Source organism: Leifsonia sp. 1010 (assembly GCF_031455295.1).
In the GTDB taxonomy this organism is placed as follows: domain Bacteria; phylum Actinomycetota; class Actinomycetes; order Actinomycetales; family Microbacteriaceae; genus Leifsonia.
In genome coordinates, this window is the sequence record NZ_JAVDSL010000004.1 from 110,862 (window position 1) to 137,328 (window position 26,467).

At 67.5% G+C, this 26,467-nt stretch carries 27 protein-coding genes, 1 tRNA gene and 1 pseudogene; 15 read left to right on the plus strand and 14 right to left on the minus strand.

Going from position 1 to position 26,467, the window contains the following annotated elements; all coding sequences use genetic code 11:
* The first annotated feature begins 264 nt into the window (after window positions 1–264).
* Window positions 265–2,838 carry an AAA family ATPase gene (locus J2Y42_RS16235; protein ID WP_309860547.1) on the plus strand — a complete coding sequence of 858 codons (2,574 nt, stop codon included), beginning with the start codon at window positions 265–267 and terminating at the stop codon, window positions 2,836–2,838.
* Between the two features lie 8 nt (window positions 2,839–2,846).
* On the opposite strand, the gene J2Y42_RS16240 is transcribed toward J2Y42_RS16235, so the two are convergent.
* Complete coding sequence (locus tag J2Y42_RS16240) at window positions 2,847–3,221, minus strand: hypothetical protein (protein WP_309860549.1); 375 nt, start codon at window positions 3,219–3,221, stop codon at window positions 2,847–2,849.
* Between the two features lie 123 nt (window positions 3,222–3,344).
* On the opposite strand from J2Y42_RS16240, the gene J2Y42_RS16245 reads away from it, so the two are divergent.
* Window positions 3,345–4,505 (plus strand): tyrosine-type recombinase/integrase, encoded by a 1,161-nt coding sequence (locus J2Y42_RS16245; RefSeq protein WP_309860551.1) that lies wholly within the window; start codon window positions 3,345–3,347, stop codon window positions 4,503–4,505.
* Window positions 4,506–4,897: 392 nt separating this feature from the next.
* Here J2Y42_RS16245 and J2Y42_RS16250 read toward each other — a convergent pair whose 3' ends face one another.
* Entirely contained in the window at window positions 4,898–5,728 is an 831-nt protein-coding gene (locus J2Y42_RS16250; protein ID WP_309860553.1) for a hypothetical protein, read from the minus strand.
* Between the two features lie 128 nt (window positions 5,729–5,856).
* Between J2Y42_RS16250 and J2Y42_RS16255 the strand changes: the two genes are divergently transcribed.
* The gene (locus J2Y42_RS16255; RefSeq protein WP_309860555.1) at window positions 5,857–6,522 is read left to right on the plus strand and encodes a response regulator transcription factor; all 666 of its coding nucleotides are present in this window, start codon (window positions 5,857–5,859) and stop codon (window positions 6,520–6,522) included.
* Window positions 6,523–6,575: 53 nt separating this feature from the next.
* A complete protein-coding gene (locus J2Y42_RS16260) occupies window positions 6,576–7,499 on the plus strand; it encodes a HAMP domain-containing sensor histidine kinase (protein WP_309860557.1) in 924 nt (307 codons plus the stop codon).
* A 38-nt stretch (window positions 7,500–7,537) separates the two neighbouring features.
* Here the strand turns inward: J2Y42_RS16260 and J2Y42_RS16265 are convergent, their stop codons facing one another.
* The 6 genes from J2Y42_RS16265 to J2Y42_RS16290 form a co-directional block, all read right to left on the minus strand.
* A complete protein-coding gene (locus J2Y42_RS16265) occupies window positions 7,538–8,347 on the minus strand; it encodes a hypothetical protein (RefSeq protein ID WP_309860559.1) in 810 nt (269 codons plus the stop codon).
* A 64-nt stretch (window positions 8,348–8,411) separates the two neighbouring features.
* The gene (locus J2Y42_RS16270) at window positions 8,412–9,056 is read right to left on the minus strand and encodes a DedA family protein (RefSeq protein ID WP_309860561.1); all 645 of its coding nucleotides are present in this window, start codon (window positions 9,054–9,056) and stop codon (window positions 8,412–8,414) included.
* Window positions 9,053–10,531 (minus strand): glycosyltransferase family 39 protein, encoded by a 1,479-nt coding sequence (locus tag J2Y42_RS16275; RefSeq protein ID WP_309860563.1) that lies wholly within the window; start codon window positions 10,529–10,531, stop codon window positions 9,053–9,055. Before J2Y42_RS16275 ends, J2Y42_RS16270 begins: the two co-directional genes overlap by 4 nt.
* A 275-nt stretch (window positions 10,532–10,806) precedes the next feature.
* Window positions 10,807–11,535, minus strand: a complete 729-nt coding sequence (locus J2Y42_RS16280) for a phosphatase PAP2 family protein (protein WP_309860565.1) — start codon at window positions 11,533–11,535, stop codon at window positions 10,807–10,809.
* Window positions 11,536–11,547: 12 nt separating this feature from the next.
* Entirely contained in the window at window positions 11,548–12,294 is a 747-nt protein-coding gene (locus J2Y42_RS16285; protein ID WP_309860567.1) for a phosphatase PAP2 family protein, read from the minus strand.
* A 283-nt stretch (window positions 12,295–12,577) separates the two neighbouring features.
* Window positions 12,578–12,649, minus strand: a tRNA-Arg gene (locus J2Y42_RS16290).
* Between the two features lie 140 nt (window positions 12,650–12,789).
* Between J2Y42_RS16290 and J2Y42_RS16295 the strand changes: the two genes are divergently transcribed.
* The 5 genes from J2Y42_RS16295 (at window position 12,790) to J2Y42_RS16315 (ending at window position 15,633) form a co-directional block, all read left to right on the plus strand.
* Window positions 12,790–13,119, plus strand: coding sequence for a PadR family transcriptional regulator (locus J2Y42_RS16295; protein ID WP_309860569.1), 330 nt, complete (start codon window positions 12,790–12,792; stop codon window positions 13,117–13,119).
* A gap of 2 nt (window positions 13,120–13,121) precedes the next feature.
* The gene (locus J2Y42_RS16300) at window positions 13,122–13,490 is read left to right on the plus strand and encodes a DUF1048 domain-containing protein (protein ID WP_020077086.1); all 369 of its coding nucleotides are present in this window, start codon (window positions 13,122–13,124) and stop codon (window positions 13,488–13,490) included.
* Entirely contained in the window at window positions 13,487–14,323 is an 837-nt protein-coding gene (locus J2Y42_RS16305; protein WP_309860571.1) for an ABC transporter ATP-binding protein, read from the plus strand. The genes J2Y42_RS16300 and J2Y42_RS16305 overlap by 4 nt, the downstream gene beginning before the upstream one ends.
* On the plus strand, window positions 14,320–15,090 hold the full coding sequence (locus J2Y42_RS16310; protein WP_309860573.1) for an ABC transporter permease: 771 nt from the start codon (window positions 14,320–14,322) through the stop codon (window positions 15,088–15,090). The genes J2Y42_RS16305 and J2Y42_RS16310 overlap by 4 nt, the downstream gene beginning before the upstream one ends.
* A 93-nt stretch (window positions 15,091–15,183) precedes the next feature.
* Window positions 15,184–15,633, plus strand: coding sequence for a GNAT family N-acetyltransferase (locus J2Y42_RS16315; protein WP_309860575.1), 450 nt, complete (start codon window positions 15,184–15,186; stop codon window positions 15,631–15,633).
* Here the strand turns inward: J2Y42_RS16315 and J2Y42_RS16320 are convergent.
* The 4 genes from J2Y42_RS16320 to J2Y42_RS16335 form a co-directional block, all read right to left on the minus strand.
* A complete protein-coding gene (locus J2Y42_RS16320) occupies window positions 15,630–16,328 on the minus strand; it encodes a GNAT family N-acetyltransferase (RefSeq protein ID WP_309860577.1) in 699 nt (232 codons plus the stop codon). The two genes, J2Y42_RS16315 and J2Y42_RS16320, sit on opposite strands and share 4 nt — an antisense overlap.
* A 10-nt stretch (window positions 16,329–16,338) precedes the next feature.
* On the minus strand, window positions 16,339–16,854 hold the full coding sequence (locus J2Y42_RS16325; RefSeq protein ID WP_309860578.1) for an HNH endonuclease: 516 nt from the start codon (window positions 16,852–16,854) through the stop codon (window positions 16,339–16,341).
* A 411-nt stretch (window positions 16,855–17,265) separates the two neighbouring features.
* Entirely contained in the window at window positions 17,266–18,102 is an 837-nt protein-coding gene (locus J2Y42_RS16330; protein ID WP_309860579.1) for a C40 family peptidase, read from the minus strand.
* Window positions 18,103–18,433: 331 nt separating this feature from the next.
* Window positions 18,434–19,126: a metal-dependent transcriptional regulator gene (locus tag J2Y42_RS16335; RefSeq protein ID WP_309860580.1), complete on the minus strand. Its 693-nt coding sequence runs from the start codon at window positions 19,124–19,126 to the stop codon at window positions 18,434–18,436.
* Window positions 19,127–19,257: 131 nt separating this feature from the next.
* On the opposite strand from J2Y42_RS16335, the gene serC reads away from it, so the two are divergent.
* Window positions 19,258–20,373, plus strand: a complete 1,116-nt coding sequence (gene serC / locus J2Y42_RS16340) for a phosphoserine transaminase (RefSeq protein WP_309860582.1) — start codon at window positions 19,258–19,260, stop codon at window positions 20,371–20,373.
* Between the two features lie 7 nt (window positions 20,374–20,380).
* Window positions 20,381–20,545 (plus strand): annotated as a pseudogene (locus tag J2Y42_RS16345) (DUF2530 domain-containing protein); the annotation flags it as partial.
* On the opposite strand, the gene J2Y42_RS16350 reads toward J2Y42_RS16345, so the two are convergent.
* Both J2Y42_RS16350 and J2Y42_RS16355 read right to left on the minus strand, forming a co-directional pair.
* On the minus strand, window positions 20,465–21,481 hold the full coding sequence (locus tag J2Y42_RS16350) for a DUF3027 domain-containing protein (protein WP_309860584.1): 1,017 nt from the start codon (window positions 21,479–21,481) through the stop codon (window positions 20,465–20,467). The pseudogene J2Y42_RS16345 and the gene J2Y42_RS16350 sit on opposite strands and share 81 nt — an antisense overlap.
* Window positions 21,474–21,854 (minus strand): cold-shock protein, encoded by a 381-nt coding sequence (locus tag J2Y42_RS16355; RefSeq protein WP_020077081.1) that lies wholly within the window; start codon window positions 21,852–21,854, stop codon window positions 21,474–21,476. Before J2Y42_RS16355 ends, J2Y42_RS16350 begins: the two co-directional genes overlap by 8 nt.
* Window positions 21,855–21,910: 56 nt before the next feature.
* Here J2Y42_RS16355 and J2Y42_RS16360 point away from each other — a divergent pair, with 56 nt between their 5' ends.
* The 4 genes from J2Y42_RS16360 (at window position 21,911) to J2Y42_RS16375 (ending at window position 26,350) form a co-directional block, all read left to right on the plus strand.
* On the plus strand, window positions 21,911–22,222 hold the full coding sequence (locus J2Y42_RS16360; protein ID WP_309860587.1) for a hypothetical protein: 312 nt from the start codon (window positions 21,911–21,913) through the stop codon (window positions 22,220–22,222).
* 28 nt (window positions 22,223–22,250) lie between these two features.
* Window positions 22,251–24,137: a helicase-associated domain-containing protein gene (locus J2Y42_RS16365; protein ID WP_309860589.1), complete on the plus strand. Its 1,887-nt coding sequence runs from the start codon at window positions 22,251–22,253 to the stop codon at window positions 24,135–24,137.
* Window positions 24,138–24,244: 107 nt separating this feature from the next.
* The gene (locus J2Y42_RS16370; protein ID WP_309860591.1) at window positions 24,245–24,664 is read left to right on the plus strand and encodes a hypothetical protein; all 420 of its coding nucleotides are present in this window, start codon (window positions 24,245–24,247) and stop codon (window positions 24,662–24,664) included.
* 42 nt (window positions 24,665–24,706) lie between these two features.
* Window positions 24,707–26,350, plus strand: a complete 1,644-nt coding sequence (locus tag J2Y42_RS16375; protein ID WP_018191750.1) for a DNA repair helicase XPB — start codon at window positions 24,707–24,709, stop codon at window positions 26,348–26,350.
* Window positions 26,351–26,467 lie beyond the last annotated feature (117 nt).

Sequence of the window (26,467 nt, forward strand, 5' to 3'; positions counted from 1 at the left end):
CGCGCCAAATGCGCGCCAAAATGCCCTCCGAACCGGAACTTGTAAGTAGAGGGAGTTTTTCGAACAGGGGCAAGACTGCCGAATTTTGGAAGCCGAGGGAGGTGAGTTCAGGTGCGCGGCGGAGTAGCCAGATGGAAGCGGGGACAACAGTCCCACGGGGTCAAGCAAGCGGTCAACTACGCCTTCTCGGGCGTTTGCGACGCCACCCTCACCGCTAGAACCGCTGACGGCGTCATCGCCGCCGCCGGCTACGCTGACGCCCTTATGACCCGGTACATCGTGGAGAACGGGGCGATCCGCGACGACCTCCTCACCCGGGAGCAGCTCAAGGACTGGGTCGACGGACTCGACCCGCTCACCGGTGACCGTCGTGGGCGGGATCTCGAGTCCCCCGTCGCTGATCTGATTCTGGATGCGACGATCAACGCACCGAAATCGTTCTCCATCGCCGCCATGCTCGACCCCGACATCGCCGTCGCATACCAGGACCTCCAAGACCGGCTCCGGGACCGAATCATCAAGCTGTGGCAATCCGAGCTCAACGCCCGCCGCGGCAAAGGCGGCGCCGTCCGAGAGAACCTGGCCCGGATCGAGGTTGTCGAACTCTGCCACGAACGTTCGCGCTCCCTGGATCCGCACAAGCACCGTCACCTCTGGCTGAACGTCAAAGTCCAAGGCCAAGACGGCAAATGGTCCAACATCGACACCCGCGTCGCGTTGCGATTCCAGAACGTCATCAACGCCGAAGGTGACCTCGCCTCCCGCACCGACCCCGCCTGGATCCAAGCTCTCGCAGCCAAAGGCCTCACGCTCAACGAAGACGGGGAGATCACCCAACTTCAGCACCTGGTGCGACCGCTATCGAAGAGGTCCGCACAGATCGAAGCCAATAAGGCCGCACGGACGGCCTGGTGGAAAGAGCAGCACCCCGGGGAGGAGCCCTCGCACGATGTGCTCGGCCAGATCGACCACTGGGCGTGGGCTGTCGGCCGACCCAACAAGCCCGGCGACCTGGACGAAGGCGGATGGGCCGCGCTCATCCGGGAAGAACTCTTTGCCGCAGACCCCACACTCAGCATGCAGCGATCTCCTGCGCCGCTGACTTCCGTCGCCGTCCAGGATCTCGACCTCGAGTTGCTGGCCGCGAAGGCCGTCGTCGACGCCGACGTCCGATCGACCGCCAGCGGTGGCCGCTTTAGCACCATGGACGTGCGGGCCGGTGCGCTCCGCGCCGTCGCTGCGACTGGCGTTGTCGCCGACCGAGACGAACTCGCCGGCATCGCTCAGGAAGTCGTGGCGCGCTCGCAAACCGTGACTCTAATCTCCGAACCGGACGCCCCGAACCACGTCAAACACCTCATGGCGGTCTCGACCGCCACCCTGAAGGCAACCGTCGCCCAAAAGATCGAGGCGTTTTCCGCGCCCGGGCAGGTGCTCGATATCGAAGAAGTGGCCGCGATCGCGCGGGCAATTGAGCCTGAGCGGACCCTCGATAAGGGACAGCTCGGTGGTGCGGCCGCCATCAGTGGCACGTCCGGCAACGTCGTCATCTCTGGGCCGGCCGGCACCGGCAAGACCACCATGCTCAAGATCGCCGGCGCCGCTCTGCGGCGACGTGGCCAGAGGATGATCATCGTCGCGCCGACTAAGAAGGCGTCCGCCGTAGCGGGACGCGAAACAATGAGTTCCTCGTCGTCGCTGCACCAACTCCTGTACGACTACGGATGGCGCTGGGCGACCGTCGCATCGGGGGCAACTGCATGGCGGCGGCTCTTGGTCGGTGAGGTTGACCCGGACACAGGGACCAGCTACCGCGGCCCACGGATCCGCATCAACCCTGGCGATCGCATTGTCGTCGATGAGGCCGGAATGCTGGATCTTGAGGCCGCGTCGGCACTTCTGGATGTCGCGTATGCCAACAGAGCCGGCGTGGCTCTGGTCGGCGACCAGCGCCAAGCACTGCCGGTCGGGCACTCCGGAGCCATGGCACTTTTCTGGCGCCGGTCACCTGATCGCGTCGAGCTCACAGCTACCCACCGTTTTGACGACCAAGCGTGGGCGCAACTCGCTCTTCGTCTCCGCGATCCACACGGCCCAGACGAAATTCGCGAGGTCGCAAACCAGCTCATCCGGACGGAGCATGTCGTATTGGCAGATAGCGACATGTCCGCCCGCGAAGCGATGGTCGAAGGATGGCTTGACGCCGCGCAGTGCCGTCAAACTATTGCTCTGGTCACATCGACCCACGCCGAAGCGCAGGAGATCAGCGAAGCCATACAACGCCGCCGACTCGAATCCGGGGCGATCCGTCCTGGGCGTGCACTTTACGGGCAGTTCGGGCAATCGATCTTCGTGGGCGACGTCGTCCAGACGCGACGTAACGACAGCACCGCAGACGTGCAGAACCGTCAAAACTGGATAGTGAAGGCGATCGGCAACGACAATGTGATTCTTGCCGCCAGTACCGACACGACCGACCTTCGGAAAGTCAGTCTCGCTTACGCCGAAGAGCACATTCACCTCGCCTACGCGACAACCGTCTACGGAGTCCAAGGTGAAACCACCGACCGCGCCCTAGTTGGACCCGGTGTCGATGCCGCGGGCCTCTATGTCGGGCTCACTCGTGGAAAGCACCACAATGCCGCAGTCCTGGTGGCCTCGACCGCGGACTCAGCCAAGTCGCAACTGGTCGAGATGATGCAACGAAGCGCACTCGAAGAGACAATGGCGAAGTCCCGAGCCGCGGCGCAGGCCGAACTAAAGCGAACTGCTCGAACGCCAGCAGCACAGATCGTCAAGGCTCCTGATCCTCAACCTTCCTCCGTCGGCGTCCGATGACCCGACCGTTAGTCCGGCGAGGCTGCAGCCTTCGCAAGCAAATCACGGCCAAGCATGTTCACACCGTCCAGCGTGCCGCCCTGAACGTCGAACCAGAAAATAGCGATCGCGAGTTCGTCCGCTCTAACTCGAGCAAATGGACTCACGCCGTGGCGCGCGAAGACCACCCCCTGACGACCGTCAGCCGCGACAACTGCCGCCGCGCGCTCGACCAGCTCGACTTCCAAGTTGCCTCTCTTGTTCTCGACCCAGCCGAGATAGCCAGATCCATACAGGTCACAGACCCGGCGGGATTCACCCGCAGCGACGACCGCATCCGTGGCGCCCAGGTAACGCATCCACTCCCGGCAAAGCTCAACGGCCTCCTCGTCCGATGCCCCCAAGTGCCTCGGTTCAGGTGTCTCTCTCACACCTCCAGAGTGCACCCACCCTCAGATAGCCGGCGAGCCCGCTTGCTCTCATCGAAGCCAGCCTGCCTCGTCGGTGGCGAGAGCTAGGTTCAGCGAGTGGGTAGCATCGACGCTTACGAGTCGGCCAAAGGCCGGCGCTATCGCGTGCGCTGGCGCGACCCCGAACACCAACAACGCGAGAAGCGCGGGTTCCGCACCAAGCGCGAAGCCGAGCTTTATAACGCGACGGTCGAAGTAGCGATGATGAAGGGGACCTACTTCGAGGCGTCTCAATCCAAGATCACTGTCGGTGAGCTCGCCGAGGAATGGCTAGCCAACAAGGAGCAAGCCCTCAAGCCCTCCAGCTTCTCCCCCATCCGCATCGCCTGGCGCGTCTACGTCGAGCCGCGCTGGGCGGCGACACCGATCGGCGCGATTCGCCCCTCCGCGGTCGAGAAGTGGATCCGAGAACTGGGCCAGGGCAAAGCTGTCACGGTGCGAGTACGCGCGGGCAATGCTGGTAAGCCTAGATCGGCCGGCGTCGTCCTGCGCGCGGTCGGCATCCTCGCCGGGATCCTCGACGTTGCGGTACGTGACGGCAGGATTCCGGCGAACCCGGCTCGGGGTGCGAGTAACCTCCCGCGCAAGGGAACCAAGAAGCGTCGCCGATACCTGACAAACGAGGAGGTATTCCGCTTCGCGCGCGCCGTGCCCGACCACAAGCGAAGTATCCTTGTCCTGACTCTCGCCTATACGGGCATCCGGTGGGGTGAAGCGGTCGCGCTGACCGTGAACGACATCGACCTGGAACGTTGCCGTCTCGCCATCCACCAAACCGCCACCGAAGTGGACGGGCTCATCCACGTCGGGCCGCCGAAGAGTTGGGAGGCCCGTTCGGTGCCCTTCCCGGCGTTTCTTGCGCCTTGTCTCGAGGCGCTGGTCGCCGGCAAGAAGCGTACCGACCTCGTTTTCCCTGCCCGCGCTGGCGGCTACCTTGCTCGACCAGATACAGCCCTGAACCGGCAATCCTGGTGGCTGACCGCGCTGCGCGATGCCGAGCTTGAGCACATGACGCCGCACGATCTCAAGCACACCGCCGCTAGCCTCGCCGTGAGCGCCGGTGCGAACGTCAAAGCCCTTCAGCGCATGCTCGGACACAAGTCGGCCGCGATGACGTTGGACACCTATGCCGATCTCTTCGAGGACGATCTAGGATCCGTCGCTGATCGGCTCAACGAACGCGTGATCGCCGAGAGCGGCGGCAGCCTCTGGACTTAGCGCGACACGGCCCTATGGGCAAACACCAACCCAGAGGCCATCTCGTGCCCGATCATGCCCATGCAGAGCTCTCGCCGACGTATCGTGGCGATCTCGTCGTCGCGGACTAATGGATCGAGCAAGAGGGTGAAACTCGCGGCAGAAGACCTGCGTGAACTCGACACCTTTCGCGCGCTCGATCGTGCCCACCTTCACCGCGTCGACCGGTATCCCTGCCACTAGCCCGCCACCCTTCTCCCACGCGATGTCGTAGCCGTTCGGCCGCAGCGCAGAGGTCCCGGTCGAGCCGATCGTTTCGTCGTCTTCGATCACCAGAACGCGGAACAGAGGGGAAGCCCTGATCGGCGCTGGCGAGAACAATCTCGCGTCGACAGGGCAACCGCTTGGGACACTCACACCCCGGCGGCGGTGACCACGAAGTCGGTCGCGAACCCAGCGAACAGGCCGACCAGGATGCCGACATACAACAGGTATCCGCGGCCCATCTTGAGCGCGACACCGATGAGCTGGACCACAACGTAGACGATCGATCCAGCCGCCAGCGCGAGGAACCCCAGGGCGAGGGCGTCGTTCACGACGACGCTTCCCAGCAGCGTTCCGACCAGAGTGGGGCCGCCGCCGATCATACCGAGAAGGCCCAACTGCCGCCAGGATGGTCGCACGGCCGACGCGGCCAGCGGCGCCGTGATCCCGAAGCCCTCCGTCGCGTTGTGCAACGCGAACCCGACGACCAGAACGGCCGCCAGCTGCAACTCGCCACCCGCGGCAGACTGCCCGATGGCCAAGCCCTCCGCGAAGTTGTGGAGGCCGATGCCCACCGCGATCAGGAAGGCCAGACGGCTGGCCGGCTCTTCCAGCCGCAGCACCCCACCCGTGGACGCCCTCGCGACACCACCGGGCCGGGGTCGTGCGGCGATCCACCGGTCGTAGGCGACGAGGCCCAGCAGGCCGACGCTCACACCCGCGAACAGAAGCACCGCCAGGCCCAGGAAGGGCCACCATGACGCGGTGTGCTCAACGGACGCAGCCGTCAGGGCAGCCTCCACCGGCTCGACCGCGTGGACCAACACATCCCAGAGGACGAAAAGCAGCACACCGATCGTGATCGCGTTGAGCATCGCGCGCAGCCCCGCAGCTCGTGCGGAGAGCCTGCCGACCGGGAGGCCGATGAAGATCGTCCCTCCGGCGATCACGCCCATGACGATGACGGTCCCTGCGTTCACGCACACTCTCATTCGGTCAGATAGCCAAGGCTTACCTAACTTACCTGACCCGGACGGCGGCGATGACTGAGGGGAGCCCAGGACGGGCGTCTGGGAAGAATCTGAGAGCAGCCGCGTAGATTTGGAGCATGGTTGGCGAACGGCTGAGGCTCCTCCTTGTCGAGGACGACGCGCGCCTCGGCCCGCTCATCGAGCAGGTGCTGGCTGAGCACTACGACGTCACGCGGGTCGTGGATGGCGACGCTGGCCTCGGTGCCGGGCTCGAGCAGGACTTCGATGCCCTCGTCGTGGATCGCAGACTTCCCGGGCTGGATGGCGCCGCGCTGGTCGCTACCCTCCGGGCGCGCGGCGTCGTGGCGCCGATCCTGATGCTGACCGCTCTCGGCAGCGTCCGTGACAAGGTGGAGGGCTTGGATGCGGGCGCCAACGACTACCTGGTGAAGCCGTTCGAGTTCGACGAGCTTCTCGCCCGGCTGCGCGCTCTCACCCGTACCTTCACCGGAGAAGGCCGGGAGGTGCCGATCGGCGAATGGCGGTTCTATCCCGAGAGCCGGGCTGTGTATTCGCCGTACGAGGGACGCATCCTGCTCACCGACCGGGAGAACGCGTTGCTGCGGCTGCTGGCCGAGAACCCGCTGCGCACCTTCTCTCGCGCCCAGATCCTCGACGCCGTGTTCGAGTCCGACGATCAACCGGGAACCGTTGACACCTACGTGCACTATCTGCGCAGGAAGACGGACCCGCACATCGTGTCGACCGTGCGCGGCGCGGGCTACCGGTTGGGCCAGCCGTGAGAAGAGGTCAGGACACCGCCGATTCCATCGAGGTACGCCGCGCATCGCGCACGGTGGCACTGCAGATCACAATCGCGTCCGGCGCCCTGGTGGTGGCCGCGATCGGTGTCGCGTTCTTCTTCATCCTCGACCAGCTGCGTCCCGCCGAGGTGAATGAACCGCCCCAGCCGGGTGAGCACAAGATCTACATCGACACGACCACCGCGCTCATCGCCTTCGCCGTCGTGGGGGTGTTGGCCATCCTGATCGCCGGGGTGTTGAGCATCGTCGTCACCCGCCGCGCTGTCCGTCCGCTCGGCAAGGCGCTGGAGCTGCAGCGCAATTTCATCGAGGACGCCAGCCACGAGTTGCGCACGCCCCTCGCCGTGCTCGACGCCCGGATCCAGGTGCTGCAACGGAAGCTGGAGCCGGACGATCCGTCCGCGGCATCGATCGCAGAACTCCGAAGGGACACCCGAACCCTGATCGATGTGGTCAACGACCTGCTGCTCGCGGCGGGACCGGAGCGGGAAGCGACCTCCGATCCGTCCCCTTTCGTACACCCGGTCGAGAAGGCGGTTCAGTCGCTGCAGGTCCTCGCGCGCGAGACCGGCACAGCGTTGCTGTTCGAGAAACACGACGCGGTGTCGACGACCGTCCCGCCGACCAGCATCCAGCGCTGCGCCGTCGCTCTGATCGACAACGCCCTCGCTCACTCCCCCGCCGGATCCGAAGTGACCGTCGCCGTCCGGCGCGACGGGAAGGATGCGGTCCTCACGGTAACCGACCAGGGCGCGGGAATCACCGGAATCGAGCCGGCACGCATCTTCGACCGGTTCGCGCGCACCGAGTCGATGACGACCGGTCGCACCCGCGCCGGCTTCGGAATCGGGCTGGCACTCGTCCGGGAGATCGCCGTACGCTACGGCGGCACGGTCGCGGTCGCGTCCACAGGACCTGCCGGCACGAGCATCGAGATGCGAGTCCCGTCCGCCTGAGCGGCGCGAGACCCGCATCCCGAGCGGCTGTTCGCCGGTCAGAGGTCGAGGCTGGGCTCCCGAGACGCCGTCGACGACTCCCGGACCGCGGTGCGATCCCGCCGCGAAACGGTCAGGAAGACCACCAGGGCAAGGATGGCGAGGAGGAACAGGACGCTGGTGACGATGGTGCCCAGTCCCAGGCCGCCGTCGCTCGCCGGCTGAGCGAGGAAGTCCCCGAGGGACGCGCCCAGCGGGCGGGTGAGCACGTACGCGATCCAGAAGGCCGCAATGGCTCCGAGACGGAACACGAAGTGCGCCACAGCGACGAGGGCGATCGCACCGGCGAACACGCCTACCGACGCGAGGTAGCCCAGGTTCAACTGTTCGGCCAAGAAATCGCCCGCCGCGGTCCCCAGCGCGAAGGTGAACAGGATCGCCAGCCAGTAGAACATCTCACGTCGACGGGTCACGATCTCGTGGATCGACAGCGTCCGCTCGACGGCGTACCAGACAGCGAAGGTCGCAACGAGGGCGATCACGAAGACCGCGGTCGAGACCCCCAGCGGAACGCCGAGCGCATCCGTCAGATTGTCGGTGATCAGGGTACCGACGACACTGATGAGGACGACCGTCAGCCAGTAGATCGCCGGGACATAGCGGGTGGTCCGGAACTGTACGACCAGGACGAGCAGGAACAGCGCCGCCATGATGATCGAGGTCAGCTGGGTGCCCAGGTGCAGGTTAGTCGCCAGCAGGTCGGCGGCAGTCTCACCGACGGTGGTGGCGAGGACTTTGATGATCCAGAAGGTCGCGGTCGGCTCCGGGACCTTGTTGCCGGCAAGGGCGAGACGGTTCGGCTCGGTCATGTGTTCTCCTTGATGCGATCGGGTCGGACGCATCGAAGGCTATGGTGCGGGGGCTCAGGTAACGCTAAGAATCCGTCCGAGTTCGGCGCCGCACTGCGATCACGCGCACCAGGACCGGGACGACCGAGATCACGACGATGCCGATCAGCACCAGATCCAGATAAGACGAGACGAAGTCGGCGACGCCGGGGATGTGCCCTAGACCGTAGCCGAGCATGATGACCGCGGTCGCCCAGATCGCAGCACCCACCACGTTGAAGACGGTGAACAGGGGCCACCGCATCTTTCCGACACCCGCCGCCACGGGCGCGAAAGTCCGCACCACCGGCACGAACCGTGCCACCATCACCGCCGCTCCTCCGAAGCGGTCGAAGAACCGCTGAGTCCGGTCGACACTGGCCCGGCTGAAGAAGCCCGACTCCTTGCGTTCGAACACCCGCGGACCGGTTCGGCGGCCGATGAGATACCCGACCTGGTCACCGAGAGCCGCCGCGACGATCACCGCGACAATGATCACCCACAGTGGCTCCGAAAAGCGGCCGGCCAACGCGAGCACGCCGGTGAAGAACAGCAACGTATCCCCCGGCAGGAAGAAGCCGACCAGCAGCCCGGTCTCGATGAACGCGATCGCGCAGATCCCCAGCAGCGCCCACGGCCCGGCGGCCTGGATGATTCCCTGCGGGTCGAGCAATCCGAGATGTGCGGTCATGGTGTCCTTTCATAGAGGGCGATCAGGCCCCGGTGAGTGTGCAGCGGCGCCGTCGTTTCGTGGAAGCCGAGCTCGGTCAGCTCACGCTGTCCGTAGGTGTCGGGGTGCTGGGGGGAGGCCGCGTACTCGATCAGCCAGACGCGATCGACGCCGGCGAAGCGTCCGTGCGCTGCCGCCTCCGGAACGGTGTAAGCGGTATCGTGCCAGGTCGTCGACTCCTGGAACGGCGTCCGCAGGGTGACATCCCGGATGCCGTGGAAGCCAGCCGGATAGCCGTGCATCGCGAGCCGCGGGCGCCGTGAAGGGCGGGTCGACTCATCGAACACGACCGCATCACCGCGCCGGGAGTCACGCCCTACCGCCGCCGAAATCTGCGCCCAGTCGGACTGGTTCTTGGCATAGGGAGTGCGCTGGGCAATGTACACAGGTACGGCGACGAACACCACCAAGAGGCCCGCTGCAACTCCCAGCCACCGGCGAAGCCGGAAGAATTCGTCGATTCCGCACGCGATCAAGGCGGCGGCCGCCGGGGCGCAGAACGACACGTAGCGGGCCGTGAAGTCGGGGACGAACCCGTGCACGGCGATCAGAAGCAGAGTAGGGACGAACAGCCACGCCAGCGACAGGGAGACTAGAGTCGGTATTCGCCGTCCCGACAAGAACAGGACTCCCCCGCCCACCGCTTGCGCGACCTGAAAACGACGCCTCGCCTCGCACCAGACCGCGACACCGATCATGAACCAGGCGAAGCTGGCGAACATCCAATCGCCGAACCACAAACCGCTGAACAGGGTGGAGGGCGAAAGTTGCTGCGTCACGCCCAAGTAGGAGACCTGGGCGCGCTCGGAAATCGCCACCACCACCAGGGGAGAGGCAGCGACGAGGCCTGCAGCGGTTGCGATCACCCATCCGAGCACGGCGCGCCGTGACGTTCGCGACGTGATCACCAGGATCCCGTGCACGACTACGAACAAGGCGATGTACAGGAAGAGGTAGATGCCCACTGCGAGAACCGCGCCGCACGCGACCCAGATCAGGCGGTCGCGGCGATCGCGGGAGAGCGCGACGATGAGGATCAGCGTGAGCCAAGCGGCGACAGCGGCCGAGAACGCGTACGACCGGGCTTCCTCGCCCATGTACGTGACGCGCGGGAGGAGCACGCAGACCAGGCCCGCCAGCACCGCGACCCGACGTGACCGCAACCGATCGGCGAGGAGCACGACCGCGGTGGTCGCGACCCCGACCGCCAGGGCGCTCGGAAGGCGTACGCAGAACGGACTGAACCCGAAAACCGCGCCCCACGCGTGCAAACCCAGGTAGTACGCCCCGTGAACCGCGTCGACGTGCCCCAGCATGCGCATCAGCGATCCGACGGGCCGTTGGGCCGACATCACACTCGTCACTTCGTCGCCCCACAGCGACGGGATCCACGATCCGAGAAGTGAGCTGGCGGAGGTGAGCGCCCCGAGAACCACGGCGAGTAGGGTAGCGGAGTTCCGGCGAAGGGCGCCTTTCGGAGGTACCCGCCGCGTCACTGTGACAGACAAGGCGGCACCGTCCTTCCGAATCAGTGGCCACTCTCAGTCAATCCCAGGCCTCCTAAGAAACCTCCAAGCGGTGGCGCCCGGGAAACCTTGGAAGGTTCTTGGAGGCTTCAGTGCAGACTGACCGGGTGCGAATTCTTGTCATCGCGCTCGCAGCGCTCGCGGCCGGCGTTGCCCTCGCCGTGGTGCTGGTCCAGACGGCTGATCTAGCGGACGCGCGCGACGAAGCCGACGGAGCCCCCGACACCGTGTGAGGCCGCAAATCGGGCTGCCACCGCACGCATGATCCGATCCACCAGGAAGACCGCGGCGGTCGCGTACACCAAGCTCGCCAGGACGTCCGTCAGATTGTGCACGCCGACATACATCCGAGCGAACGCCGTCAGCAACGGAACGGCGATCGCGACCGCCAAGAGGGGCGCCCTCAGCCGGCCGCGCCCCCACATCAGGAACAGGGCCACGCAGAAGGCGGTGGCGAGAGCCGTGTGCCCGCTCGGATAGCTGAACCCCGTCGCCGTGAGCAGGTGATGTGGGAGGTCGGTGCTGAACGGGCGCGGCCGATGAACCAGCACCTTGATCAGGGTGCTCCCCAACCACGGTACGAGCACCAACACTGCAAGCCGCACCCCCGGCCACACGGACCTCCGAGCTATTCCCGTCGCCACCGCGGCGACGGCGATCACCACGCTTGCAACCACCGGCGAGAACAACCAGCTCAGCCCGAGTGAGAGTGCGACGAAGATCGGACTCTGCACGGACTCCAAACCGTGCAACACGGAAAGGTCCCACCGAGTCACGCTCGCCGACGCAGCGATCAACCATCCCACCACCAGCACCGCCACCATCACCAGCGCCGGCACCGCGAACCCGATAGCTGCCCTCACCGCTCGATATGGCGTGGCCTGTCTATGCACGACGCTGTCTGCATCCCCCATCCTTGAAACTCCCTAGGACGCCGAAACGTCGCTTCGCGCGGCCCGGATGGCGCTCCCACCGACGACGAGTGACGGCCTCGGAACCGGGCCGATCCACCGCAACAACCGGAACCATCCGAGGACGGTCAGACCGAACCGGGACCAGAGTCCGCACCAGAAGGACACCGCGACCGCTGCCACCGCAGCGGAGCCGAGAACATCGGTGAGGTAATGGGCTCCTACGTACATCCGTGACACTGCGACCATCAGTGCGAATAGGGACCCGAGCACCACCGTGAAGCGGAACCAGCGCGTGTGGCGAGAGAGCAGAAGAGCTGCGATCGCATACGACACGGCGAACGTCGTGTGACCGCTCGGGAAGCTGTCATGACCGGTCTCCGCCAGCAACGGGTGGAACATCAGGTTCCCGTTCGGGCGCGGCATCGAAACGGCCGCCTTGAAGACCTCACACGCGAGGTAGCCGAAGGCGGCGACCGACGTGAACGCGAAGGCGTTCACCGGCGAGCGCCGCACGAAGAGCAGGAAAAGGAAAGAGATCGTTAGGATCGCCACACTGCCTGCCGGAGAGAAGAGCGCCTCGATCATGAGCGCGATGCCGCTGATGAGGCCGCTCTGGTGGTGGGTCAGCCAGACATCGACCTGCACCTCAGCAGCGGCAATTGCGGGAACGAAGCGCACGAGAAACCCCAGAAGCAGGATAGCCGCGGAGCCGAGGGCCGGCAGAAGGATCCAGTGTCGGGGATGCGGCAGTACAGCCATCCTGACGCGCGGGTCGGGAGGCGCCGTCAGGGAGGACAGAGACGCGGATGTCGAACTCATCCGTCACACGTTACGAGCCCGGACCCCATGAACCGCTAAGAATCCACCAGGACCGGTTCCGGCCTCAGAGACGTGGGCCCGACTATCGGAACTCTGGCGCTCCTTAAAGTTCCTTAGAGTATTCGGCCATTGTGTGGGCAAATTGTGGGCAAATCTTGGACAGCGCCCGTTATCCGACGGGTGAATTATGCCCCTGACCGGCAGTTTCGTCGCCACCAAGAAGTGCCCCTGGAGGGACTCGAACCCCCAACCGTTTCCTTAGGACGGAACTGCTCTTCCATTGAGCTACAGAGGCTGGCCCGTCGAGTCTATCGAACCCCACGCCATCCCCTTCCCAAAAAAAGATAGCTATTCAGTGTTGCTATCTACCGGTACTCATGCTTACTATGTACCAGTAATCAGCAACACTGACTAGCAAGCAGGAAGGAGGGTCCCATGGGCAAGCAAGAGACCGAGATGCTCAAGGGGACGCTCGAGGGCATCGTGCTCGCCATCCTGTCGCGTCGGCCCGCATACGGGTACGAGATCACCGCATGGCTGCGCGACCAGGGGTTCGCCGACATCGCGGAGGGCACGATCTACGCCCTCCTCGTCCGGGTCGAACAGCGCGGGCTGGTGGATGTCGAGAAGGTTCCATCCGAGAAGGGTCCGCCCCGCAAGGTGTACTCCCTCAACGCCCGGGGTCGTGAATACCTCGAAGAGTTCTGGAGGACGTGGAGCTTCCTCGCAGAGCGGATCGAACAGCTCCACGAAGGAGACAACTGATCATGGCAGCGAAGTGGATCGAGACGATCACCGGATCCCTCGAACAGAAGAAGCAGTACCGGCAGTACAAGGCCCGCGTGCAGGCCCTGCCGGAGCCGTACCGCGGCGCCGCGAAGGCGTTCGAACGGTACTTCATGTACAACGGCGGCATCACCGACGGCGACACGCTCGTCACGATGCTCACCGATTTCGCCGACATGTGGGAGCGCGCCGCCATCGACGGCACGCCGATCAGCGAGCTCGTCGGGGGCGACCCCATCGACTTCGCCGAGACCTACACGGAGTCGTACGGCGGCGTGAAGTGGATCGACAAGGAGCGGGCCCGCCTGATCAAGGCGGTCCAGGAGGCAGAACAGGAGGAGAAGAAATGAGCGCAACCGCGATCAGCGTCCGCGGCATCCAGAAATCGTTCAAAGACGTCGAAGTGCTCCGCGGGGTCGACTTCGACGTGCAGGCGGGCACCATCTTCGCCCTGCTCGGCTCCAACGGGGCCGGCAAGACGACGCTGGTGCGCATCCTCAGCACCCTCCTCCGCGCCGACGGCGGCACCGCCACCGTGCAGGGGGTGGATGTTGCGGCCAAGCCGGGCGACGTCCGCGGCGCGATCAGCCTCACGGGGCAGTTCGCGGCGGTGGATGAGGTGCTCAGCGGACGCGAGAACCTCATCCTCATCGCCAAGCTCCGCCACCTGAAGGACCCGGCCGGCATCGCCGACGACCTCCTCGCCCGCTTCTCGCTCACCGACGCGGGCAAGCGCAAGGCCGCGACCTACTCCGGTGGGATGCGGCGCCGGCTCGACATCGCGATGAGTCTGATCGGCAACCCGCCGATCATCTTCCTCGACGAGCCGACCACCGGACTCGACCCGCAGGCGCGGATCGAGGTCTGGGAGACGGTCAAGCGCCTCGCCGGGCAGGGCACCACGGTGCTGCTCACCACGCAGTACCTGGACGAGGCCGAGCAGCTCGCCGACCGGATCGCCATCCTCCACAACGGGACGATCATCCAGAACGGCACCCTCGACGAGCTCAAGCGGCTGCTCCCCGCCGCGAAGGTCGAGTACGTCGAGAAGCAGCCGACGCTCGAGGAGGTCTTCCTCGCCCTCGTCGGCGACACGGGAGACGACAGCGGCGAGAACGCCGACAACCACACCACCACCGACCGCACCGACGGCGCGGCCGCCACAGGAAGGAAGGCACGATGACCGCCACGGTTCTCAGCGACACCGGTGTGCTCACCGGGCGCTCGCTCCGCCACATCCTGCGCAGTCCCGACACCATCATCACCACCGCGGTCACGCCGATCGCGCTGATGCTGCTGTTCGTGTACGTGCTCGGCGGGGCGATCAACACCGGCTCCAGCAGCTCGTACGTCAACTACCTGCTGCCCGGGATCCTGCTCATCACGATCGCCTCCGGGGTCGCGTACACGTCGTACCGGCTGTTCCTCGACCTGCAGGGCGGCATCTTCGAGCGGTTCCAGTCGATGCCGATCGCCCGCAGCAGCGTGCTGTGGGGGCACGTGCTCACGTCCGTCGTCGCCAACATCGTCTCCATGGCGATCGTCATCGGCGTCGCACTGATCATGGGCTTCCGCACGGGAGCGTCGGTCTGGGCCTGGCTCGGAGTCGCCGGCATCCTCATCCTCTTCACCCTCGCCCTCACGTGGCTCGCGGTCATGGCGGGACTCTCGGCGAAGACAGTGGATGGGGCCAGCGCCTTCAGCTACCCGCTGATCTTCCTGCCCTTCATCAGCTCGGCGTTCGTTCCGACCACGTCGATGCCCGGCCCGGTCGCCTGGTTCGCCGAGAACCAGCCGGTCACGTCCATCGTCAACACCATCCGGGCGCTGTTCGAGCAGCAGCCGGTCGGCAGCGACATCTGGATCGCCCTCGCCTGGCTCGTCGGCATCCTCGTCATCGCGTACGCCTTCGCGATGGTCATCTACCGCCGCAAAATCACCGCGGGTTGACCGGGGTCACCGCTGCCGGCCCCGGCACCGAACGGAAGGTTCCGACAGGACCTTCCGCTTCGGTCGTTAAGCCACTCGGCTAGCGTGGTGGGCATGAACGCCCCCGTCGACATCGAGGTCGCGACCACGCTGAGCCCCACCGATCTGGATGCGATCGAGCACCTCCTCCCCCAGCTCTCCTCCACCGCCGGCTACGACCGCGACCGGATGCTGGCCATGCTCGACCATCCCGGAACCGACCTCCTCGTCGCCCGCGTCCACGGGCAGATCGTCGGCATGGCGACCCTCGCCGCCTTCCCCCTCCCGACCGGATGGCGCGGCCACGTCGACGACGTCGTGGTCGACGACACCCAGCGCGGAAAGGGGATCGCGCGGCAGCTGCTCGAAGCGATCATCGACCTCGCCCGCGAACGCGAGCTGCGAACCCTCGACCTGACGTCGCGGCCCAGCCGCGCGGCGGCGATCCGCCTCTACGAGTCCGTCGGCTTCGAGCGCCGGGACTCTGTGCTGATGCGCTTGCGCGGGCGTGAGGCGAACGGCTAGAAGCTGAGCCGGATCCCGATGTTCTCGCCGCGATCCTCGAAGCCGAGCGACCGCGCCAGAGAGCGCGAGGCAGCGTTGCTCGCCAGGCTCCTCCAGCGGACGATGCCCGCCAGCGCGATCGCCTCATTCACCGCCGCCACGGCGACCCGGCGACCGTACCCTCTCCCCCTCGCTCCCGGGAGGGTGAGCACGCCGATGTCCGACGGCTCCTCCATCCAGACGCTCAGCCCGGCGGCAGCAACGAGCCGACCGTTCTCCCGCAGCCCGAACACCCGGGTCGCATCCGCCAGGCCCGACTCCTCGAACTCGCCCTCCCCGACCTCGTCTGCGAACAGCCGGATGTCGTGCTCCGAGACCACCTCGATGTCACGGCGATCAGACACAACGGGGTCGCTGCGGTACGAGTGGACGGCGGGCCCGAGGACGCGCGGCGAGAACGCGTTCAGGGCCATTCGCCAGCGGACCGCATCCAACGCGTCCTCCGGCGTGACCGCGCGGAGCACCGGCTCGAGCTTCGCGCGTTCTCTTCCCGGGGCGCGAAGTCGGACCGCGCCAGGTCGGACGAGGACATACACCCCGGGCCACGGGTCGCGCGCCCACGTCGTGTGGATGCCCGGCTCCCAGATCCGAGCGACATCCACTTCGAAGACTTCGGCCCAATATCCGTCGACGCGCGCCTCGGCCTCCGCCCTCATCGACGGGGGCTCACCCGGCCAGCTGCAGCTCGTGGCGGCGCCACGGCTCCGTGAACTCCTCCCAGTTGGGGTCGTTCCAGCGCATGCTGATCAGCGACGCCATGTTCAGGTGCGGCTCCTTCAGCTCGAACGGGAGCTTCCAGCCCAGCTCGCTGAGCAGACGGTCCGACTTGACGTTGTTGCAGCGGAAGCAGGCGACGACGACGTTGTCCCACGTGTGCGTACCGCCGCGAGCACGCGGGATGACGTGGTCGAGGGTGTCGCCGTACTTGCCGCAGTACGCGCACACGTGGCCGTAGCGCTCCAGCGCCGACTTGCGGGTCAGCGGGATGCGGCGGTGCGGCACCTTGATGTACTGGTTCAAGAGCACCACGCTCGGCGCATCCAGAACCAGGGAGCGGCTGTGCAGCTGCGCCCCGCTCCCGGCGATCGTCGACGCTTTGCCGCTCAGCACCAGCATGATCGCGCGTCGCGTCGCGATCACGCCGAGCGGCTCGTAGCTGGCGTTGAGAACCAGAGTCTTCATCTGCGGCCTTTCGGGACAAAAGGGAGGGTGCTCGGGCAAACAAAAAGGGCACTGTCCGTGCGGACAGCGCCCAAGGAGGAGGCGGCATGGTGGCGGCACGCCACATGGTGGCGGTGGCAGGCCTCGACGTGGTGGCGGCAGGCGAGAAAGTCTCCCCAGCGGGAGAGCGTGATGCTCGATCCCCCCGGAAGGCCGCACTCGTCCCACCCGGTCGCCCTCAGCGGCCCGGCGGAACGTGTTCCGGCCATCGGATCCTCCGATTCTGCGGCTGCATGACGCAGCGTCAGAACGCCAGGGTAACCCAGAAACGGCGCGCCACCTATTCGGGGCGCGCCGTTCCGGTGCTGTGGTGCGGAGTGTTCACCGGACGGAAACAGTTCAGGTCCGGTCCGGAGGGGATGCCGACTCGGCTCAGATGCCCAAGCGGACGATGTAGTAGTCGCTGGTCCAGATCGGGCGGATCGAGATCGACCGGCCGGTGTCCGGGGCGTCCATGATGTTGCCGTTGCCTGCGTAGAAACCGTCGTGGCCCGGCATGATCACCAGGTCGCCCGGCTGGGCGTCGGCGATCGAGATGCGCTTGCCCATCGCGGCCTGACCCGAGACCGAGTGCGGGAGCGAGATGCCGAACTGGGCGTACACGTACATGACGTAGCCGGAGCAGTCGAAGCCCGCGGGGCTGGCGCCGCCGTACACGTACGGAGTGCCGATGTACTGCTGGGCCACCGAGAACACCTGCGACAGGCTGAAGCTCGGGTACGGCGGGTTGGCAAGGAAGTCGGAGACCGACGGGCCGGTCGACTTGCTCGCGTAGGTGGCCAGCTCGACGGCGGCCTGACGGCGTGCGGCCTCTGCGGCGGCTGCAGCAGCGGCGGCGGCCTTCTGCTGGGCCAGCTGCTCCTCCGTGGTCGCGGAGGCGGCGTCGCGGTTGACGGCCGACGCGGCGACACCGCCGACCTCGACGGTCTGCGACTGCGCCTTCTTCATCGAGTCGGCGGCGCTGGGACCGAAGCCCGCGCTCTCCGCGTCGTTCGGGTTGAAAGCGAAAGCAGGGAGGGACATGGTCGCGATGATCCCGGTGGCGACGGTGATGACACCGGCGTTGAGGATCCATCCGCCCTTGCGCTTCTTCTTCGCCTGCGCAGCCGCGGAACCGGTGGCCGTGGTGACGGCGGTCGAGGCGGCGCGGCCGTTGGTGCGCGCCGGCGACGATGCCGTGCGGGACGACGACGCGGTCTCACGCTGCACGCGCTGCGCGCGGCGGGACGCGGGGGTGGAAGGGGAAGAAGTGATGTCCGTGCTGCTCTGGTCCGGGTTCGAACGGTCCTGGAGGGGACCGGTCGTGCTCGAGTCTGCCAAAGTGTGACCTCCAACGCTCCGGCAGCACTAGGGAGCTGCCCCCGTCCGCACGAGTGGCTTCGGCTTCACGGATCGAGAGACGGGTATAGGGGGGTGGAGCGTCTCGATCCAGGGTCCTGATGGGCCGGGTGGTGGCCCGTTCGGACTCGTAAGAGACTACGGGACGAGACCCCGTTTGTCACATCTTTTTGGCCGCTTTTTAACGAATCGGTAACGGGATTCAGGCGTCGACGAAGATGTGCGCCGCGAGTTCGTTGGGCAGTTCGAGCCCGGTCTCGAACCCGTCGATCTGCACGGCGACGTACGACCCGGCGGCGGAGAAAGTGCCGGTCGAGCCGGGAAAAACACCCGCCTGCTTGAGCTGCAGAAGGAGCTCGGGGTCGACCTGGGCCGGCTCGCCGAGACGACGGATCCTGGCAGTCACCCCGGAATCGCTGCTGCGGACGACATCGACCAGGTTGATCAGGTCTTCGGTGGAAAGAGAGGAGTCGGGGGCGCCCAGTTCGCCGAGTCCGGGGATCGGGTTGCCGTAGGGCGACTCGGTCGGGTGGCCGAGCATGGTGAGCAGCTTGCGCTCCACCTGCTCGCTCATCACGTGCTCCCAGCGGCACGCCTCTTCGTGCACGTACTCCCACTCGAGCTCGATGACATCGCTCAGCAGGCGCTCCGCGAGGCGGTGCTTGCGCATGACATGTACGGCCTTGCGACGGCCGTCGTCGGTGAGCTCCAGGTGGCGGTCGCCGGAGACGACGACGAGACCATCGCGCTCCATACGGCCGACGGTCTGCGAGACGGTCGGACCGGAGTGGCCGAGACGCTCGGAGATGCGCGCACGCAGGGGGACGATGTTGTCCTCCTCCAGCTCCAGGATGGTGCGAAGGTACATCTCGGTCGTATCGATCAGATCGGTCATGAACCCCTCCACGTGACGGCGAGCGAACGTCGGATATCAGCCTACTTGGTGCGGCTGACAGCCTGGCGCAGGCCCGGGCGGAGCGCCGGTACGCGCCGTCCTGGACGTGCAACAGCCAATACACTTCAGTTATGCCGGACGTCACGATCCCCTCTGAGCTGCTGCCCGCCGACGGTCGATTCGGATGCGGACCCTCCAAGGTCCGCCCCGAGCAGGTCGCCTACCTGGCCGGCGCCGGTGCGGAGCTGCTGGGCACCTCCCACCGCCAGGCACCGGTCAAGAACCTGGTGGGCCGCGTGCGCGAGGGCCTCGGCGAGCTGTTCCGCCTGCCCGAGGGCTACGAGGTCGTCATCGGCAACGGCGGCTCGACGGCGTTCTGGGATGCGGCCGCGTTCGGTCTCATCGAGAAGCGCAGCGAGAACCTCGTCTTCGGCGAGTTCGGCGGCAAGTTCGCCAAGGCGGCGCAGACGCCGTGGCTGGACGCCCCGCACGTCATCGAGGCGCCGGGCGGCTCCCGCAGCGAGGTCGAGGTCGTGGGGGGTGTCGACCTGTACGCCTGGCCGCACAACGAGACGTCCACCGGTGTCATGGCCCCGGTCCGTCGCGTCGACGGCGACGAGGGTGCTCTCACGGTGATCGACGCGACCAGCGCCGCCGGCGGTGTCGACCTCGACGTCAGCGAGGCGGACGTCTACTACTTCGCGCCGCAGAAGAACTTCGCGTCGGACGGCGGCCTCTGGCTGGCCCTCTTCTCCCCCGCCGCCCTGGAGCGCGTCGAGCGCATCGCCGCGAGCGACCGCTACATCCCCGAGTTCCTGAGCCTCAAGAACGCGGTCGACAACTCACGACTCAACCAGACGCTGAACACCCCGGCGATCGCGACGCTGGCGCTGCTCGAGAACCAGCTCGAGTGGATGAACGGCAACGGCGGCCTCGCCTGGGCCGACGCCCGCACCCGTGAGTCATCGGGCGCGCTGTACTCCTGGGCCGAGTCGGTCGAGTACGCGACCCCGTTCGTCGCCGACCCCGACCACCGGTCGCAGGTCGTCGTCACGATCGACTTCGACGAGCGCGTGGATGCGGCAGCGGTCGCGAAGACGCTGCGGGCCAACGGCGTGGTCGACACGGAGCCGTACCGCAAGCTCGGCCGCAACCAGCTCCGCGTCGCGACCTTCACCGCGATCGAGCCGGCGGATGTGCGTGCCCTGATCGGCTGCATCGAATACGTGGTCGAGCGGCTGGGCTGAGCGCGCGATGCGCCTCTGGCTCCGCGACGACGAACGTCGGCCCGACCCGGTCCCCGTGAAGACGGATGACCGGCGGGCCGTCGTCGTCGGGCTAGCCCTGTGGGTGATCGCCCTCGTCGTCGTGCTCATCGTCGGCGGACCGGTCGTCGCCTCCGGCACCTGGCTCTGGACCATCGTCGTCGGACTCGTCCTCGGCGTCCTCGGACTCGGCTACCTCACCGTCAAGCGCCGCCGCTGAGGCGTCGGACTCGTCGTCCGAGTCCTCGTCGTCATCCGCGTCGTCGTCGGAGTCCGAGTCTTCGTTGTCATCTGACTCGTCGTCGTCATCCGCGTCGTCGTCGTCCTCGTCGTCCGCGTCCTCGTCGGCGAGCGCCGCCGCCTCCTCCGCCTCGAGATCGAGGTCGCTGTCGACGTCGGTCTCCTCATCGAAGTCCACGTCGACACTGTCGATGTCGACGCCGTCCACATCGTCGTCGTCGTGCAGGTCGTGAACGTCGTGGTCGTCCTCGGCGTCGTCGAAGCCCTCCTCGGACTCGTCGTCGCCCTCGTCGTCGCCCTCGTCGTCGCCGTCGTCCGCGTCCTCGTCGTCCTCCGACTCGTTCTCCGCACCGGCGTTCGCCTCCTGCGCGGCCTGGTACTCGGCCAGGCGCTCGGACCACGGCACCCAGTCGGGCGCGAGCAGCGAACCGTCGCCGGGCATGAGCTCGGCTTCGAGAACGGTCGGCTCGTCGTCGTCGCTCGCGCGGCCGACAGTGACGGTCCAGCGCCAGTCCGGGTACCCGGGCAGGCGGCTGGCGAACAGCAGGGAGACGACGCCCGGCGCTTCGACGACATGGCCGAGGGGCTCGCCGATGGTGTTCTCCGGCGTGATCTCGCCCAGCGCCTGGAGCGCCAGCGGGACAGCGGCGAGCAGCTCGGGATCGGCGACCAGCGGTTCGGCCGGCTCCGCATCCTCGATCACCTCGACGATCTCGGTCTCCTCGACCTCGATCTCGTCGACGTCGACGTCCGTAGTCTCAGCGACCTCGGTCGCCTCGACGTCCGCCGACACCGTCTCGCTCTCGACCGTCTCGGCGGCCGGGTCGATCTCGTCGCCGCGCTCAGGCATCCAGGTCGTCCGCGACCTTGCGCAGCACGGCGGCGATCTTCGCGCCGTGCGCCTTGTCGGGGTACTTGCCGCGGCGCAGGTTCGCGCCGATGCCGTCGAGCAGCTTCACGAGGTCTTCGACGATGATCGCCATGTCGTCGGCCGACTTGCGCTTCATCTTCACCAGGCTCGGCGGAGCCTCCAGGACGCGCACGGACAGCGCCTGCGCGCCGCGCTTGCCGTCGGCGATGCCGAACTCCAGACGGGTTCCCGATTTGACGACGGCACCGGCGGGAAGCGCCGAGGCGTGCAGGAAGACTTCCTGGCCGTCATCGGAGCTGATGAAGCCGAAGCCTTTCTCCTCGTCGTAGAACTTGACCTTGCCGGTTGGCATGGGAACCTCACTTCGCATGGGGGATCGTATGACCAACCTCAATTATCCTTGATTTCGTGACCCAACAGACCCCGCCGCCGGCATCGCGGCTCCAGCGCATCCTTGCGTACATCATCGCTGCGCTCGTCATCGTCTCCCTGGTCTGCATCGCGGCCATCCTCATCGGCACCGCGGCGGGTCAGTTCGCCGCCCAGGGATCGGGTCAGGGCCTCTGGCCGACCGTGTTCTTCTTCCCCTTGGTCGCCCTTCCGATCGCGTTCGTGCTGATCGTCGTGCTGATCATCGTCAGCGCCCGCCGCAACCGCGCGCTCAACCGGGCGAACGGCACGCGCGGGGCCGCGCCCGCCGGACCCAAGGGCCGGCGCTAGGGGCCGGGGCGACCGGCGGTTCGGCGCCATGACGACCACGCTCGCTCTCGTAGCACGACTGCGAGAGCTGGATGACGCTGCGCTCGTCTCCGCGCTGCACCAGCGCACCTACCGCCGGACGGGAGTGTCCGACTTCTTCGACCTGGCGGACGCCCTGCTCGAAGCGGACTCCCTCCAGCGCGCCCTGACCCCGCTCGACCGGACGCGCCTCGGCGCGCTCGTCGCGCTGGGCAGCGGCGGCGGACCGCTGACCGCCGAGGAGCTCGCCGACCGGCTGACCCGCGAGCCGGCGACCGCCGGAACCACCGTCGAGGCGGCCGCCGCCGCCCTCGTCGACCTGGACGGCCTCCTGCTCGTCCATCCCGCCGATGCCGAGGCCGACACTGCTGCGCCGGTCGGACGCGTCGTCGTCTATGTCGCCGTGACCGAGCACCTCGCCTCGTGGCCGGCTTCCGGACTCCCGTCGCCCGCCGAGCTGCTCGGCACCCCGCCTCCGCCCGCGCTGGCGCCTGTGCCGGACACGGAGAGCCGCTTCACGGACCGCCTCGCCTCCGAGCGCGCCTTCGAGGCTGTGACGGCCGTGTCCGAACTGCTCGCGGAACTCGCCCGCGAGGGCGCCCGCCGACTGCAGAAGGGCGGACTCGCGCTCCCGGCGGTCAAGCGCCTGGCCGAGGCCCTCTCGGTGGATGCGGACGTCGTCCCCGTCGTCCTCTCCGCCGCCGAGCGCGCCGGACTCGTGGCCGTCGACGACGGGATGTGGCTGCCGACCGAGGCCGCGGCGGACTGGTCGCACTCCCCCACCCGCGACCGCTGGCGTGCCCTCGCCGCGGCGTGGCTCGACGCCCTCCCGGCCGACCTCCGCACCCTGCTCGCCCTGCGCAGCCGCGCCGCGTGGGGCGACAGCCTGCGCGAGCACGTCGCCTGGCTGTATCCGGCGGCCGTCGAGGAGGCGCAGCGGCGCGTGGATGCGCACACGCGCCTCGCCGAGTGGCTCGGCGTCACCGCGCACCAGGCGCCGTCGTCCGCGGGAACCGCCCTCGTCGAGGACGGCCCGGAAGCCGCGACCGAGGTCATGGCCGCCGCATTCCCGGCCGAGGTCGACCGCGTCTACCTGCAGCACGACCTCACCATCGTCTCCCCCGGGCCGCTGGCGCCGGAGATCGAAGGCCGCCTGCGCGGGATCGCCGACCTCGAGTCCCGAGCCCTCGCCGCGACCTTCCGCCTCTCCGCCGCTTCGGTCGACCGTGCGCTGACGGCGGGCGAAACGGCGGACGGCATCCGCGAGTTCCTCAGCGCGATCTCGCTGACCGGACTCCCGCAGCCGATCGAGTACCTGATCGCCGATGCCGCCGAGCGGCACGGGCGCGTCCGCGTGCACGAGGCGGAGCGCGAGAACGTGCGGTCGGCGGTCCGTTCGACGGACGCGACGCTGCTCCGCAGCATCCAGATCGACCAGGCGCTCAGCTCGCTGCGGCTCATCCCGACCGGCGACGGCGAACTGGTGAGCCGGTACCCGCGGGATGTCGTGTTCTGGGCGCTCAGCGATGCGCGCTACCCGGTGGTGGCGGAGGACGCGGACGGGCGCGAGGTGACGCTGCGTCGACAGCGGTTCGCGCATCCCCGGGCCGCCGAGGAGGCCGACCGCGACGCCGAACTGGTCGCCCGGCTGCGGCAGGCCGAGGACGACGCCGGTGAGGACACGGGCGAGCGTTGGCTCGCGCGGCAGCTGGATGCGGCGGTCAAGTCACGCCAGACGGTCATCGTCGAGGTGGCCATGCCCGGCGGCGATGTCGTCGACTACCTGCTGGAGCCGACCGGGGTCGGCGGCGGCCGGCTGCGCGGACGGGACCGTGCAGCGGACATCGAGCGGACACTCCCGCTCTCCAGCATCCGGGGCGTGCGGCCGGTGCCGTGATCGCGGCGGCCGTAACGGCATCGTCCGCCCAAGTCGCGCGTTGGCGCTCTGGTCCGCCTGCCGCCCTATCCGTAGATTGAGGTCGAGCGGACGGAATGGGGAAGTGTGTGGCCTGGTACATCCTCGACATTCCCGGATACGCGCGTAGAAGCATGTGGCGCTACGACGAGCTCCGCGACGTGCTCGTGGCGAGCGTGCTGCACGATTCTGCGGCGCCTGGAGCGGAGCCGACGAACGTGACTGCGGTGACGATCGATCAGCTGCTCGACAGGCTGGACGAGGCCACGGGGTCGCGCCATGGGATGCAGCGGATGGTGCTGCACCTCGGCCGAGCCGAGGTGAACGAGCCGGCGCGGTCGTGGCTCGCGTCGCGCATCCGGCTGGTCACCGATCGCGACGTACTGATCGAGGCGGCACAGAGCAACGTGCCCTGGCTCGCCGCCGAAGCGCGGAATCATTCGCTCTTCGAGGAGCCGGAGGTGGGGTCGACGACGTGCCCGCTGTGCGGCAACACGGTCGGGGTATGAGTCCGGCAGCGCTTTACCGCGCAGGGCGTAGGCTGGTGAGCTATGTCCGATGGCCCCCTGATCGTCCAGAGCGACCGCACCGTCCTGCTGGAGGTCGCGCACCCGGAGGCGGAGGACGCGCGCCACGACCTCGCCGTCTTCGCCGAGCTGGAGCGTGCGCCCGAGCACATCCACACGTACCGCATCACCCGCCTGGGGCTGTGGAACGCGCGGGCCGCCGGACACACGGCGGAGGACATGCTCGGGACGCTCGAGCGGTACTCGAAGTTCCCCATCCCGCAGACGGTGTCCGTCGATGTCTCCGAGACCGTCGCCCGCTACGGGCGGCTCGTGATCGAGCGTGACGACGAGGGGACGCTGCTGCTGCGATCCAGCGACCTGGCCGTGCTGACGGAGGTCGCGAGCGCCAAGCGGATCGCTCCGCTGCTGCTGCAGCGCCGCGACGACACGACGTTCGTCGTGGAGGCGTGGGCACGCGGGCAGCTGAAGCAGGAGCTCGTGAAGCTCGGCTGGCCGGCGGAGGACCTCGCCGGGTACACGCCCGGCACACCGCACGAGATCGGGCTGAAGGAGGACGGCTGGGCCCTGCGCGACTACCAGCGCAAGGCGGTCACCAACTTCTTCGACGGCGGTTCCGGCGTCGTGGTGCTCCCCTGCGGTGCGGGCAAGACGCTCGTCGGCGCTGGCGCGATGGCGACCGCGAAGACGACGACGCTCATCCTCGTCACCAACACCGTGTCGGCCCGGCAGTGGCGCGACGAGCTGCTGCGCCGCACGACGCTGACGGCCGAGGAGATCGGCGAGTACTCGGGACAGGTGAAGGAGGTCAAGCCGGTCACGATCGCGACCTACCAGATCCTCACCGCCAAGCGGAAAGGCGAGTACGCGCACCTGGCGCTGCTCGACGCGCTCGACTGGGGCCTCGTGGTCTACGACGAGGTGCACCTGCTGCCCGCGCCCGTCTTCAAGCTGACGGCCGAGCTGCAGGCCCGCCGCCGCCTCGGCCTGACCGCGACGCTGGTGCGCGAGGACGGCCGCGAGGGCGACGTGTTCAGCCTCATCGGCCCCAAGCGCTTCGACGCCCCCTGGAAGGAGATCGAGGCGCAGGGCTTCATCTCTCCGGCCGCCTGCTACGAGGTGCGCGTCGACCTGCCGCCGTCGGACCGGCTCAGCTACGCCGCCGCCCCCGACGACGAGCGGTACCGCCTGGCGGCGACGGCCCCCGCGAAACTCGACATCGTGCGTCAGCTGGTCGCGCGGCACGAGGGCGAGCGCATCCTGATCATCGGCCAGTACCTCGACCAGATCGACGAGCTCGCCGAGGCGCTCGACGCACCGCAGCTGACCGGCGCGACGCCCGTGGACGAGCGGGAGCGGCTCTACCAGGAGTTCCGCGACGGACGGACGAAGGTGCTCGTCGTGAGCAAGGTCGCGAACTTCTCGGTGGACCTGCCCGAGGCGACCGTCGCCATCCAGGTCTCCGGCTCGTACGGCAGCCGCCAGGAGGAGGCGCAGCGCCTCGGACGTCTGCTGCGGCCCAAGGAGTCGGGGCTGTCCGCGAACTTCTACACGCTCGTCGCGCGCGACACCGTCGACCAGGACTTCGCGCAGAACCGCCAGCGGTTCCTCGCCGAGCAGGGCTACTCGTACACGATCCTCGACGCGCACGCGCTGCAGGCGGCGTAGCGCGCCGCCCTGCGTCACCCTCCCCGCGCCGCCCTCGCCTCGCCACCTGCCCGCGCGAGATTTGCGCCAAATCGCGGTTATCGGCGCCGCATAACCGAGATTTGGCGCAAATCTCGG

Excerpts from the sequence above, each read along its gene's own strand:
- J2Y42_RS16235 (WP_309860547.1), top strand. The coding sequence starts at position 265 with ATGACCCGGTACATCGTGGAGAACGGGGCGATCCGCGACGACCTCCTC.
- J2Y42_RS16255 (WP_309860555.1), top strand. The coding sequence starts at position 5,857 with ATGGTTGGCGAACGGCTGAGGCTCCTCCTTGTCGAGGACGACGCGCGC.
- J2Y42_RS16265 (WP_309860559.1), bottom strand. The coding sequence starts at position 8,347 with ATGACCGAGCCGAACCGTCTCGCCCTTGCCGGCAACAAGGTCCCGGAG.
- J2Y42_RS16270 (WP_309860561.1), bottom strand. The coding sequence starts at position 9,056 with ATGACCGCACATCTCGGATTGCTCGACCCGCAGGGAATCATCCAGGCC.
- J2Y42_RS16280 (WP_309860565.1), bottom strand. The coding sequence starts at position 11,535 with ATGGGGGATGCAGACAGCGTCGTGCATAGACAGGCCACGCCATATCGA.
- J2Y42_RS16285 (WP_309860567.1), bottom strand. The coding sequence starts at position 12,294 with ATGGCTGTACTGCCGCATCCCCGACACTGGATCCTTCTGCCGGCCCTC.
- J2Y42_RS16295 (WP_309860569.1), top strand. The coding sequence starts at position 12,790 with ATGGGCAAGCAAGAGACCGAGATGCTCAAGGGGACGCTCGAGGGCATC.
- J2Y42_RS16300 (WP_020077086.1), top strand. The coding sequence starts at position 13,122 with ATGGCAGCGAAGTGGATCGAGACGATCACCGGATCCCTCGAACAGAAG.
- J2Y42_RS16305 (WP_309860571.1), top strand. The coding sequence starts at position 13,487 with ATGAGCGCAACCGCGATCAGCGTCCGCGGCATCCAGAAATCGTTCAAA.
- J2Y42_RS16310 (WP_309860573.1), top strand. The coding sequence starts at position 14,320 with ATGACCGCCACGGTTCTCAGCGACACCGGTGTGCTCACCGGGCGCTCG.
- J2Y42_RS16315 (WP_309860575.1), top strand. The coding sequence starts at position 15,184 with ATGAACGCCCCCGTCGACATCGAGGTCGCGACCACGCTGAGCCCCACC.
- J2Y42_RS16320 (WP_309860577.1), bottom strand. The coding sequence starts at position 16,328 with ATGAGGGCGGAGGCCGAGGCGCGCGTCGACGGATATTGGGCCGAAGTC.
- J2Y42_RS16325 (WP_309860578.1), bottom strand. The coding sequence starts at position 16,854 with ATGAAGACTCTGGTTCTCAACGCCAGCTACGAGCCGCTCGGCGTGATC.
- J2Y42_RS16335 (WP_309860580.1), bottom strand. The coding sequence starts at position 19,126 with ATGACCGATCTGATCGATACGACCGAGATGTACCTTCGCACCATCCTG.
- serC (WP_309860582.1), top strand. The coding sequence starts at position 19,258 with ATGCCGGACGTCACGATCCCCTCTGAGCTGCTGCCCGCCGACGGTCGA.
- J2Y42_RS16350 (WP_309860584.1), bottom strand. The coding sequence starts at position 21,481 with ATGCCTGAGCGCGGCGACGAGATCGACCCGGCCGCCGAGACGGTCGAG.
- J2Y42_RS16355 (WP_020077081.1), bottom strand. The coding sequence starts at position 21,854 with ATGCCAACCGGCAAGGTCAAGTTCTACGACGAGGAGAAAGGCTTCGGC.
- J2Y42_RS16365 (WP_309860589.1), top strand. The coding sequence starts at position 22,251 with ATGACGACCACGCTCGCTCTCGTAGCACGACTGCGAGAGCTGGATGAC.
- J2Y42_RS16375 (WP_018191750.1), top strand. The coding sequence starts at position 24,707 with ATGTCCGATGGCCCCCTGATCGTCCAGAGCGACCGCACCGTCCTGCTG.